The organism is Nocardioides sp. YIM 152315 (assembly GCF_029210375.1).
Classification (GTDB): domain Bacteria; phylum Actinomycetota; class Actinomycetes; order Propionibacteriales; family Nocardioidaceae; genus Nocardioides.
Map to the genome: position 1 here is coordinate 233,628 of NZ_JARGER010000042.1, position 13,152 is coordinate 246,779.

General features: G+C 71.6%; 5 protein-coding genes. All 5 read left to right on the forward strand.

The genetic code is table 11. From position 1 onward, the window contains the following. Nucleotides 1–124: 124 nt before the first annotated feature. The 5 genes from PZ894_RS18775 (at nucleotide 125) to PZ894_RS18795 (ending at nucleotide 13,070) form a co-directional block, all read left to right on the forward strand. Nucleotides 125–5,797 (forward strand): peroxidase family protein, encoded by a 5,673-nt coding sequence (locus PZ894_RS18775; protein ID WP_275747145.1) that lies wholly within the window; start codon nucleotides 125–127, stop codon nucleotides 5,795–5,797. 191 nt (nucleotides 5,798–5,988) lie between these two features. Then, nucleotides 5,989–7,395 carry a BTAD domain-containing putative transcriptional regulator gene (locus tag PZ894_RS18780; protein ID WP_275747146.1) on the forward strand — a complete coding sequence of 469 codons (1,407 nt, stop codon included), beginning with the start codon at nucleotides 5,989–5,991 and terminating at the stop codon, nucleotides 7,393–7,395. A gap of 124 nt (nucleotides 7,396–7,519) precedes the next feature. Next, complete coding sequence (carA, locus tag PZ894_RS18785) at nucleotides 7,520–8,764, forward strand: glutamine-hydrolyzing carbamoyl-phosphate synthase small subunit (protein WP_275747148.1); 1,245 nt, start codon at nucleotides 7,520–7,522, stop codon at nucleotides 8,762–8,764. After that, on the forward strand, nucleotides 8,764–12,075 hold the full coding sequence (gene carB / locus PZ894_RS18790; protein WP_275747150.1) for a carbamoyl-phosphate synthase large subunit: 3,312 nt from the start codon (nucleotides 8,764–8,766) through the stop codon (nucleotides 12,073–12,075). Before carA ends, carB begins: the two co-directional genes overlap by 1 nt. Then, the gene (locus PZ894_RS18795) at nucleotides 12,072–13,070 is read left to right on the forward strand and encodes a quinone-dependent dihydroorotate dehydrogenase (protein WP_275747152.1); all 999 of its coding nucleotides are present in this window, start codon (nucleotides 12,072–12,074) and stop codon (nucleotides 13,068–13,070) included. The genes carB and PZ894_RS18795 overlap by 4 nt, the downstream gene beginning before the upstream one ends. Nucleotides 13,071–13,152 lie beyond the last annotated feature (82 nt).

Consider the following 13,152-nt stretch of genomic DNA (forward strand, 5'->3'; position numbering starts at 1 on the left):
GCGGGCCGCCCGGCCCGCGCCGGGCGTTTTCACGAACCTGTGATGCCCCCTCCGGACACTCCTCTCACGGGCACGACCGGCCCGCAGCCGCGTGTCTGCGGCGAGCCAGTGAGGGGAGCTCATCATGAAGAGAGACGGCAGCAGCGCGGTGCGCATCCGGCGCCTGGCGCGACCGTGCGTGGGGGGACTCGTGGCGTTGGCCCTCGCCGTGGGTGGCGTCGGCCTGGCGACGGCGCCGGCCCGGGCGGCGACGGACGGTGATCCGGACTTCCTGCTGATCGAGGAGGACCTCGAGCACATCCTCAAGCAGATCCAGGTGGCCGAGGCCCACGCGGCCGGCAAGCGGCTGCTGTGCGACCAGCCGACCGACACCAGCGGCAAGTGCGTGACCGACCCGGCGCTGCCGGTCGGCCTGCGGACCGTCGACGGCTCGTTCAACAACCTCCTGCACCCGTCGTTCGGCTCCTCCGACCGGGCCTTCCCGCGGCTCCTGCCCTCGGTGTGGCGGCCCGGCGAGGCCGCCCCGCCCGGCGCCCCGCCCAACCCTGCGGGCGCGACCGACCCCTGCCAGGACGCGGCTCCGACCTGCTACGCGCAGACGTCCGGCTTCGTCTACGACACCGACCCGCGGACGATCAGCAACCTCATCGTCGACCAGTCGGAGGCCAACCCCGCCGCGCTCAACGCGTACGAGGCGTCGGTCGAGGCCGGGCAGCCGGCCACGCTGGAGGACGGCCAGGTCTTCATCCCCAACTCGACCGCCGACGAGGCGCTCTCGGCGCCGTTCAACGCCTGGTTCACCTTCTTCGGCCAGTTCTTCGACCACGGCCTCGACCTGGTCAACAAGGGCGGCAACGGCACGGTCGTCGTCCCGCTGCAGCCCGACGACCCGCTCATCGCCGGTGCGGACGGCGAGCTCGACACCGCCGACGACCTGCCCCCGTCGCGTCGCTTCCTGATGCTGACCCGGGCGACCCGGCTCCCGGGGCCGGACGGCACGATCGGCACGGCGGACGACCAGCACAACAACCAGACCACGCCGTTCATCGACCAGAACCAGACCTACACCTCGCACCCGTCGCACCAGGTGTTCCTGAGGGAGTACGAGCTGGTCGACGGCAAGCCGCACGCGACCGGGAGGCTGCTCGACGGCACCCTGCCCGACGGCTCGACCGGTGGCCTGCCGACCTGGAACGACGTCAAGGCCCAGGCCCGCGACCTGCTCGGCATCGAGCTGGTCGACACCGATGCGCTGAACGTGCCGATGCTGGCCACGGACCTCTACGGCAACTTCGTGCCCGGGCCGAACGGCTTCCCGCAGCTGATGACGGCCGGCGGGGCGGTGGAGGGAGCCGCCGGGGCCGGCGCGATCCCCACCGCGGACGCGATGCGCACCAACCACGCCTTCCTCGACGACATCGCCAACGGTGCGACGCCGGTGGAGAACTCCGATCCGAACGCGCCGCCCGGATACGACAACGTGGCGCTCGGCGAGCACTTCGTCACCGGTGACGGTCGCGGCAACGAGAACATCGGCCTGACCGCGGTGCACCACATCTTCCACTCCGAGCACAACCGGATGATCGGCGAGATCGAGGAGATCCTCGACAAGCCCGAGAACGCGGAGCTCAAGAAGGCCTTCCAGGGGCTCGACAACGACTACTCCGAGCTGCTCGGCGAGCGGCTGCCGTCCGGGCCCGAGGCCGACGACTGGTCCTACGAGGAGCGCCTCTTCCAGGCGGCCAAGTTCCCGACCGAGATGCAGTACCAGCACCTCGTGTTCGAGGAGTTCGCCCGCAAGGTGCAGCCCGCGATCGACGCCATCGTGCTGAACGAGAACAGCTACGACGCCACGATCAACCCGGCCATCAAGGCGGAGTTCGCGCACGTCGTCTACCGGTTCGGGCACTCGATGCTCACGGAGGAGATCGAGCGGAACCTGCCAGGGACGGACGTGGGGTCGGTGAGCCTGCTCGCCGGGTTCCTCAACCCGCGCTCCTATGACGACAACGGCACGCTCACCCCGGAGCAGGCCGCCGGCGCGATCGTCAACGGCACGACGAACCAGGTGGGCGGCCAGATCGACGAGTTCGTGATCGGCACCCTGCGCAACAACCTGCTCGGCCTGCCGCTGGACCTCGCGACCATCAACATCGCGCGCAGCCGGGACGCCGGTGTGCCGCCGCTCCAGGTCGCACGCAAGACGTTCTTCGACGAGAGCGGCGACCCGATGCTGGAGCCCTACAGCAGCTGGACCGACTTCGGGCTGAGCCTGAAGAACGGCGACAACTTCGGGCGTACGACGTCGTACCCGAACGCCTCGCTCGTGAACTTCGTGGCGGCCTACGGCACCCACCCGTCGATCACCGGTGTCGGCACGGTCGTCGGCAAGCGAGCGGCGGCGACGCTGCTCGTCAACGGCGGCGAGGGCGCGCCGGCCGACCGGGAGGCCTTCATGAACAGCACCGGCGGCTGGGCCGTCGCGGACGGCACCAACACCGGCCTGGAGAACGTCGACTTCTGGGTCGGCGGCCTGGCCGAGGCGCTGGAGCCGTTCGGCGGCATGCTCGGCTCGACGTTCAACTACGTCTTCGAGAAGCAGCTCGAGGACCTCCAGTTCGGCGACCGCTTCTACTACCTCTTCCGCAACCAGGGCAACCAGCTGTTCTCGGCGCTCGAGGGCAACTCGTTCGCCGGGCTCATCCAGCGCAACACCGACGCGTCGCTGCTGCCCGCGGACATCTTCGCCATCCAGGACCCGTTCATCGACCTGGAGAGCCTCCCCGACCCGCTGCCGGAGGGCCTGACCCAGGCACCCGACGGCACCTGGCGCTGGGACGGCGACGAGCACATCGAGATCCACGGCAACCGGACCGAGGCGGACCGGATCCGCGCCGGTCAGGGTGACGACGCGCTGTGGGGCTACGGCGGCGACGACCGCATCGAGGGTGGCTCCGGCAACGACTCACACGTCGGTGGGCAGGGTGACGACATCCTCACCGACACCTTCGGCGACGACAACATCAAGGGTGGGTTCGGCGACGACGCCATCAAGGCGGGTGCCGGCGACGACCTGGTGCTGGCCGGGCACGGTGCCGACTTCGTCACCACCGGCAACGACCTCAAGTCGGTCTTCGGCAGCACCGGGGACGACGTGATCATGGGCGGCAACGGCCGGGAGACGGTCTTCGCCGGCGAGGGTCACGACTGGCTGCAGGGTGGCGCGCACGCCGACCTGCTCCAGGGCGACAACGCCAACCAGTTCCAGAACAACCCCCACGGCGGGCACGACGTCGTCGACGGCGGGCCCGGCAACGACGACGTGGAGGGCGAGGGCGGCGACGACATCCTCATCGGACGCGGCGCCGGCACCGACCGGATGGAGGGCATGCACGGGTACGACTGGGTGACCTACCGCGGCGACGACAGCGGCGTGGACGTCGACCTGCTGTTCACGACGCTGCAGCGGCCGGACAACCAGGCGATCCGCGACCGGTTCGACCTGGTCGAGGCGATCTCGGGCGGTGGCGGCGACGACGTGCTGCGCGGCATGGGCAAGTCGGTCGACGACATCCCGGACGCCGACCTCGACTCGCACAAGCTGAGCCAGGCGTCCCTGGACCGCATCGCGGGGCTCGAGGCGATGCTCGACCCGGGCCACGTCCAGAACTACGCCGACCGGTTCATGCCGCAGGACGTCGGGTTCGACACCGACGGCGTCAGCAACCTGCTGATCGGCGGCTCGGGAAGCGACCTGTTCGAGAGCCGCGTCGGTGACGACTTCATCGACGGGGACGCCTACCTCGACGTCTACCTGGTCGCCGACGGCGTCCGGTACGACGACGCGGCCGACGCCCAGCTGCAGGCCGGCGTCTTCGACGGCACGATCGACCCGGGCAGCATCGACATCGTCCGCGAGATCGTGGTCGACCCGGACCAGACGGGCGTGCTCGACACGGCCGTGTTCAGCGCCAGCAGCGCCCAGTACACGATCCGGGACCTGGGCGACGGGTACTGGGAGGTTGCCCACAACCTCACGGAGGAGGAGGCCGAGGAGGCCGAGGGCCAGGACATCCTGCGCAACGTGGAGCTGGTCCGGTTCTCCAACGGCTGCTTCGTCCTCGCGACGATGGAGTCGTGCGGCGACTTCGGCAGCGCGGAGATCACCTACCCGGGTGCCGCTCCGGTCGAGGACCAGCCGGTGACCGGCACGGTGACGTTCGACAGCGAGGTCGTGGCCGATCCGCAGGACATCTCCTTCCGGTGGATGGCCACGGACTTCGAGGACGTCAACGGCCAGGCCGACTGGCTGACGGCCGAGGTCCAGTCGGTCGATCGCGACGCGGACTGCACCACCGTCGACGGCTCGCTCACCTGCAGCGTGCAGTTCCGGCCCGGTGATGCGGAGTTCGACACGGCGCTGCGCATCGAGGTCACCTTCCTCGACGGCGGCGTGCTGCGCTCGATCATCTCGCCGGTGACCACCGCCGGAGTGATCGGGGTCAACGACGCGCCGACATCTCCGGTGCTGAGCACCGACTCACCGGTCGTCGGCAGCCGGATCAGTGCCTCTGGCCTCGCCGACGACGACGGCCTCGAGGAGGCCGGGGAGACCATGCGGTGGCTGTGGCAGACCTCGGCCGACCTCGGTGGGCCGTGGACCACGGTCGCGGACAACCCGTTCAACATCAGGGGCTACATCCCGACCCCGGCACACGCCAACCGGTTCGTGCGCGTCGTCGCCAGCTACACCGACGACCACGGGACCGCGGAGGAGGCCGCGTCGGCTCCGGCGCCCAACCGGATCGCCGGCGACGGCAGCGCTCCCGCGGTGGTGCCACCGGCGGCCCCGAGCCTGCTGGCCGCACCGTCGGTGAGCCCCCAGGGCATCACCGTGAGCTGGCAGGCACCGGAGTTCGACGGCAACTCGGCGATCACCGGCTACCGGGTGACGGCACGGCGCGGCGGCGAGGTGGCCGCCCACCGCACCGTCGGGTCCGACCGGACCAGCATGGTGTTCACCGGCCTCGACCCCGGCGCGGCGTACCGGTTCTCCGTCGCGGCGCTCAACGCCGCCGGCGTCGGTCCGGAGTCCGGCGAGAGCGAGGCGGTCCGGCCCAGCGCGGACCCGGACCCCGGCCCGGGTGCGGGGACCGGCACCGGCACGGGGACCGGCACCGGGACCGGCACCGGCGCGGGTGCCGCACCGGGCACCGGTCCGGTGAACCGGCTCGCCACCGGCAGGCCGGCCGTCCGGTTCGCGGCTCGAGGCACGCTGCTCAAGGCCACCCGCGGCACCGTCGCCGACGGGAACGGCCTCGGCGACCTGGACTGGAGCTGGGAGCGGCGGACCCGCGCCGGCTGGGTCGCGCTGCCGGCCAGCGGCAGCAGGCTGCCGGTGACCGACCGGCTGCGCGGCCACCGGGTCCGCGCGGTGGCGGCGTTCTCGGACAGCGCCGGGTTCTCCGAGAGCCGGGTGTCCGCCGCGGTGAAGGTGCGGCGCACCGCTCCGGGTCGCCCGGGCGTGCGCGTGAAGCCCGGCAAGCGTGGCGGCGCCACGACCGTCCGGGCGGCCTGGACCGCACCGACCGCGACCGGCGGTCGGACCATCCGGGGCTACCGGGTGACGGTGGTGCGCGCCGCGAGCGGCAAGGCGGTCCGGAGCCGCCAGGTCGGGCCGGACCGGGGGATCCTCTCCTTCCGCCTGCCGGAAGGCACCTACCGAGTCCGCGTCAGCGCCTGGAGCAGGTCCGGTCGAGGGCTGGAGGCCGTCTCCGAGAGGGTGACCGCGCGGTGAGGTAGGTGACGAGAGGCACGCGGCCCGGACCGGTTCCCCCCTGGTCCGGGCCGTCGTGCTGTCTTGTCGGCGAGGATCGTCCAAATTTGGGGACCCGGTGCGGAAGACGCTGCGCGCACCACGTGATGAGTCGTGTAGTCGGACCACGGGGGACGAGTGTGGTCGGCCCCGGTCATCTGGCGGAGGTGCGCATGCCCGCGAGGCTCAACCTGCTGGGAACCATGGTGTTCGAGCGTCAGGACGGCGTCGTGGTCGACGCGGGCGCGGTGCCGACCGTGAAGGCGCTGGACCTGCTCCGTCTCCTGGTGGGCGCGCGGGGCTGGACGTGTGCGGACCACTACGTCGGGCAGCTCTGGCCGGCGGCCGACACCGGTCGTGGCCGGGGCAGCCTGCGCACCGCGATGGCACAGCTGCGCAAGGTCCTCGGCCCCGAGGTGCTGAGTCGGTCGGGCGACCTCATCGCGCTCGGTGAGGTCGGCAGCGACGTCGGTCGGCTTCGAGAGCTGTCCGAGCAGGCCGACCACGCCTGGCACTCGGGTCAGTGCCTCGAGGTCGTCACGCTGGTGCGCGAGGCGATGGAGACCTGCGGCGGGGACCTCGTCGTCTCCGGATCCTCCTGCGACGCCGTCTACGAGCTGCGCGACGAGCTCCGGGGACTGCGGCACCGGATGCTGCTGGACGGTGCCGCTGCCGCCGCTCGGCTGGGCTGGATGCGCGAGAGCCTCGAGATGGCGCACCTCGCGGACGGCCTGGGCCGGACGGAGGCGTCGGCGCGGGCACTCATGGTCGCGCACTCCGGCCTGGGCGAGACCCGGCTGGCGATCGACACCTTCGAGCGCCTGCGCGAGCAGCTCGCCGACGACTACGGGGTGCAGCCGTCGCCCCGGTCCCGCGCGCTCTACCTGCAGGTGGTGACCGCGGGGGAGCAGCAGCGGTGCACCCCCGCGGAGCACCACGCGGACCTGGTCGAGGAGGTCGCACGGGTCATCAGGTTCCTCGGTGCGGGCCCGGCGGCGAGCGGCATCGTGTGGCTGCTCGGCGAGCCCGGCTCGGGCCGCGGCACCGTCGCCCGGCAGGCGGCCCGGCTGGCCGAGAGCGCCTTCGGCCGGACCTCGGCCGCGGTCGAGGTGCTCCCCGAGATCGTCGACGTGGACGCGCTCGAGGCGCAGCGTCTGCGCCGCGAGGCCCGGGAGGACCAGTGCGTGCTCGTCGTCCCGATCCGCAGCGAGATCAACGACGCGGTCCGGGGCGGCGACGTGGTCGTCGAAGTCGGGCGACTCGGCCGCGTCGAGTTCCGCGCGCTGCTCAGCCAGCTGCTGCAGGACCGTGCGGCCCCGCCCCTGGAGGCGCGGCTGTGGACCACGTCGGGCGGGCTGGCCGGTCGGCTGTGCCGCACGGTGCGCCGACTCGTCCAGGACGGTGAGCTCGCCTGGACGCCGGACGGTGTCGACGTCGCCGTCCGCGGGGCGACCCGACGCCTGACGCGTCGCCAACGGGTCGGCACCGGGGTCCGGGCGATGTTCGCACCCGTGCTGGTCGACCTCGGCGGCTTCCTCTCCTCCGCCGAGTCCGCGCTGCTGCCGGTGCTCGCCGCCTGAGGCGCGCCGACGCGGCACCGCTCCGGCGAGACGACGCGCGTCCTGCGGCCGAGCCGCTGATAGCATCGGCGACGCTCGACATCCTTTAACGACCCGTCCCGTGAGGCGGAGAAGGAGGTACGGCGTGCCCCCGCATGCCCCTGACACCCCGGCTCGGTCGGGACCCGCGGTCCTGGTCCTCGAGGACGGCCGCACGTTCCACGGCGAGGCCTACGGCGCCGTCGGCGAGACGTACGGCGAGGCGGTCTTCAACACCGGCATGACCGGCTACCAGGAGACGCTCACCGACCCGTCCTACCACCGCCAGGTCGTCGTGATGACCGCGCCCCACGTCGGCAACACCGGCGTCAACGACGAGGACCCGGAGAGCGGGAGGATCTGGGTGGCGGGCTACGTGGTCCGCGACCCCGCGCGCCGCGCCTCCAGCTGGCGGTCGCGCCGCAGCCTCGACGACGCCCTGCGCGAGCAGGGGGTCGTCGGCATCTCCGGCATCGACACGCGCGCGCTCACCCGCCACCTGCGCGAGCGCGGCGCGATGCGGGTCGGCATCTCGTCGACCGGGGCCGACCCGGCGGCGCTGCTCGAACGGGTCAAGGCGTCCGTCGAGATGGCCGGCTCCGAGCTCGCCTCCGAGGTGTCGACGGGGGAGACCTACGTCGTCCCGGCCGTCGGCGAGAAGCGCTTCACCGTCGCCGCGCTCGACCTCGGCATCAAGTCCATGACGCCGCACCGGATGGCCGAGCGCGGCATCGAGGTGCACGTGCTGCCCGCCACCGCCACGCTCGACGAGGTCAAGGCGATCGACCCGGACGGCCTGTTCTACTCCAACGGCCCCGGCGACCCGGCCGCGACCACGCACCAGATCGAGGTGCTGCAGGGCGCCCTGGCCGAGGAGATCCCCTACTTCGGCATCTGCTTCGGCAACCAGCTCTTCGGCCGGGCGCTGGGCTTCGGCACCTACAAGCTCAAGTACGGCCACCGCGGCATCAACCAGCCCGTCATGGACCGCACCACCGGCAAGACCGAGGTCACCGCCCACAACCACGGCTTCGCCGTCGACGCCCCGCTCGACGGGTCGACGACCACGCCGTACGGCGAGGCGAGCGTCAGCCACGTCTGCCTCAACGACGACGTCGTCGAGGGGCTCGAGCTCCGCGACGCCGGCGGGAGGCTCAAGGGCTTCTCCGTCCAGTACCACCCGGAGGCCGCCGCCGGACCGCACGACGCGGCGTACCTCTTCGACCGGTTCGTCGACCTGATGGGTGGTGTCGAGACAGGCGCTAGCGCGCCTTCCTCAACCGACGTTCCGGTGGTTGAGGAGGTTGCGCAGCAACCGTCTCGAAACCACGTCGAGGGAGAGGGCGCCTGATGCCGAAGCGCGAGGACATCAAGTCCGTCATGGTCATCGGGTCCGGGCCGATCATCATCGGTCAGGCCTGCGAGTTCGACTACTCGGGCACCCAGGCCTGCCGCGTGCTCAAGGCCGAAGGCCTGCGGGTGATCCTGGTCAACTCCAACCCGGCCACGATCATGACCGACCCGGAGTTCGCCGACGCGACCTACGTCGAGCCGATCACCCCCGACTTCGTCGAGAAGGTGATCGCCCAGGAGCGTCCGGACGCGCTGCTCCCGACGCTGGGCGGCCAGACCGCGCTCAACGCCGCGATCGCGCTGCACGAGCGCGGCGTGCTCGAGAAGTACGGCGTCGAGATGATCGGCGCCAGCTTCGAGGCGATCCACCGCGGCGAGAACCGCGAGCTCTTCAACGCCATCGTCGACAAGGTCGGCGGCGAGGTGGCGCGCAGCTTCGTGTGCCACACGCTCGAGGACTGCGAGAAGGCCGTGACCGAGCTCGGCTACCCGGTCGTCGTGCGCCCGTCGTTCACCATGGGCGGCACCGGCTCCGGCATCGCCTACGACGAGGGCGACCTCGCGCGGATCGCCGGCGCCGGCCTGGCCGCCAGCCCGACCACCGAGGTGCTGATCGAGGAGTCGATCATCGGGTGGAAGGAGTACGAGCTGGAGGTGATGCGCGACAGGGCCGACAACGTCGTCATCGTCTGCTCGATCGAGAACCTCGACCCGATGGGCGTGCACACCGGCGACTCGATCACGGTCGCTCCCGCGATGACGCTCACCGACCGGGAGTACCAGCACCTGCGCGACCTCGCGATCGGCATCATCCGCGAGGTCGGCGTCGACACCGGCGGCTGCAACATCCAGTACGCCGTCAACCCCGTCGACGGGCGCGTGATCGTCATCGAGATGAACCCCCGCGTCTCCCGGTCGAGCGCGCTGGCCTCCAAGGCGACCGGCTTCCCGATCGCGAAGATCGCCGCGAAGGTCGCGATCGGCTACACGCTCGACGAGATCCCCAACGACATCACCACCCGGGAGGACGGGCAGAGCACGCCCGCGGCCTTCGAGCCGACGCTCGACTACGTCGTCGTGAAGGTCCCGCGGTTCGCGTTCGAGAAGTTCCCGGGGGCCGACCCGACCCTCACCACGCACATGAAGTCCGTCGGCGAGGCGATGGCGATCGGCCGCAACTTCACCGAGGCGCTCCAGAAGGCGCTGCGCTCGCTGGAGTCGAGGGACGCCCTGTTCGACTGGCACCAGGAGTGGGTCGAGCTCGACAAGGTCGCGCTGCTCGACGAGATCCGCACGCCGCATGACGGCCGGCTGCGCAAGGTGATGGACGCGATCCGCGCCGGAGCGAGCCCGGAGGAGGTCTTCGACTCGACGGGCATCGACCCGTGGTTCGTGGACCAGCTGATGCTGATCAACGAGATCGCCGCCGAGGTCACCGCCGCGCCCGAGCTGACCCCCGCGCTGCTGCGCAAGGCCAAGCGGCACGGCTTCTCCGACGTGCAGATCGGCAAGATCCGCGGCATGACGGCCGACGTCGTGCGCGGCGTCCGGCACGCGCTCGGCATCCGCCCGGTCTACAAGACCGTCGACACGTGCGCGGCCGAGTTCGCGGCGGCGACGCCCTACCACTACTCGTCATACGACGAGGAGAGCGAGATCGCCCCGCGCGAGAGACCCGCCGTGATCATCCTCGGCTCCGGCCCGAACCGGATCGGCCAGGGCATCGAGTTCGACTACTCGTGCGTGCACGCGTCGCTCGCGCTGTCGGCCGCCGGCTACGAGACCGTGATGGTCAACTGCAACCCCGAGACGGTGTCGACCGACTACGACACCTCCGATCGCCTGTACTTCGAGCCGCTGACCCTCGAGGACGTACTGGAGGTGGTGCATGCCGAGGAGCAGGCCGGGCCGGTCGCCGGGGTGATCTGCCAGCTCGGCGGGCAGACGCCGCTCGGGCTGGCGCAGGCGCTCAAGGACAACGGCGTCACGGTGGTCGGCACCTCCCCGGAGGCGATCCACCTGGCCGAGGAGCGCGGTGCGTTCGGCCGCGTGCTCGCGCGGGCCGGCCTCCCGGCGCCCAAGCACGGACTCGCGACCAGCTTCGCCGAGGCGCAGGGGGTCGCCGCCGAGATCGGCTACCCGGTGCTGGTGCGCCCGTCGTACGTCCTCGGCGGCCGCGGCATGGAGATCGTGTACGACGACGCGGCGCTCGAGGGCTACATCGAGCGGGCGACCGAGATCAGCCCCGAGCACCCGGTGCTGGTCGACCGGTTCATCGACGACGCGGTCGAGATCGACGTCGACGCGCTCTACGACGGCGAGGAGCTCTTCCTCGGCGGCGTGATGGAGCACATCGAGGAGGCCGGCATCCACTCCGGCGACTCGTCCTGCGCGCTGCCGCCGATCACGCTCGGTGACGCCGAGATCCGGCGGATCCGCGAGGCCACCGAGGCGATCGCCCGCGGGGTCGGCGTACGCGGGCTGCTGAACATCCAGTTCGCGCTCGGCTCCGACGTCCTCTACGTGCTCGAGGCCAACCCGAGGGCCAGCCGGACCGTCCCCTTCGTCTCCAAGGCGACCGCGACACCGCTGGCGAAGGCCGCGGCCCGCGTGATGATGGGGGAGTCGATCGCGGCGCTGCGCGCCGACGGCCTGCTGCCCGCGTCGGGGGACGGCGGCACGCTGCCGCCCGACCAGCCGATCGCGGTCAAGGAGGCCGTGATGCCGTTCAACCGGTTCCGCACGCCCGACGGCCGCCAGGTCGACACGGTGCTCGGTCCGGAGATGAAGTCGACCGGCGAGGTGATGGGATTCGACGCCGACTTCGGCACGGCGTTCGCGAAGGCGCAGGCCGGTGCGTTCGGGCCGCTCCCGACCGGTGGTCGGGTCTTCGTCTCGATGGCCAACCGCGACAAGCGCACGATGATCTTCCCGATCAAGGTTCTCGCCGACCACGGCTTCCAGATCCTCGCGACCCAGGGCACCGCCGAGGTCCTGCGCCGCAACGGCGTCGACGCCGCGATCGTGCGCAAGCACCACGAGGGCGTCGGCCCCCACGGCGAGCCGACCACGGTGCAGCTGATCCTCGACGGCGAGATCGACCTGGTCATCAACACCCCGCACGGGGTGAGCGCGGGCGGTGGCTCGACCCGCGCCGACGGCTACGACATCCGCACCGCCGCAGTGATGGCGAACATCCCGTGCGTCACGACCGTGCAGGGTCTCGGCGCGGCGGTCCAGGGCATCGAGGCGCTGGAGCGCGGCGACATCCGGGTGAGGTCGCTGCAGGACTGGGCGGCCCGACCATGATCTACCGCACCCTCTTCGACCACGGCCTGACCCGGACCGACGCCGAGCGGGCCCACCGCACCGCGTTCCGGGCGATCCGCGCGGCGCGGCCGGTCACCCGGCTCCGTCGTACGCCGGGCACGCCGGTGCACGCGATGGGGCTGACCTTCCCGAACGTGCTGGGGCTGGCGGCGGGCTTCGACAAGAACGCCGTGGGCATCGACGGCCTCGGCGCGCTGGGCTTCGGCCACGTCGAGATCGGCACCGTGACGGGGGAGGGACAGCCGGGCAACCCGCAGCCGCGGCTCTTCCGGCTCACCGAGGACCGTGCGGTCGTCAACCGGATGGGCTTCAACAACGACGGCGCCGAGGTGGTCGCGGCCCGGCTGAGAGCCCGCGGCCGCCGGCCCGGGCCGATCCTGGGGATCAACATCGGCAAGTCGAAGGTCGTCCCGGAGGACGACGCGGTCCGCGACTACGAGAAGTCCGCGCGACTGCTGACGCCGTACGCCGACTACCTGGTCGTCAACGTGAGCTCGCCGAACACGCCCGGCCTGCGCAACCTCCAGGCGGTGGAGAAGCTCGAGCCGATCCTCACCTCGGTGCAGAGGCTGGCCCTGGGCAAGCCGCTGCTCGTGAAGATCGCGCCCGACCTGGCCGACGACGACGTGCTCGACGTCGCCGACCTGGCGCTGGCGATCGGGTTGGACGGGATCATCGCCACCAACACGACGATCTCGCGCGACGGGCTGCGCACGCCGTCCTCGAAGGTCGAGGAGATCGGCGCCGGCGGCCTCTCCGGACGCCCGCTCACCGATCGCTCGCTCGAGGTGCTCCGGCTGCTGCGGGGCCGGGTCGGCCCCAACCTGTGTCTGATCGGCGTCGGCGGCATCACGACGATCGCGGACGCTCGCGCGCGCCTGGACGCGGGCGCCACGCTCCTGCAGGGCTACACCGCGTTCATCTACGAGGGCCCCTCCTGGCCCCGCCGGATCGTCCGAGGGGCGTCGGGGTGACGGCGCTCGCCGGCGGTGGCTCCTCCACCGCCTCGGACGCGGAGATCGGTGGATCTCCCATCGCACACTGGACCGAAGGAGC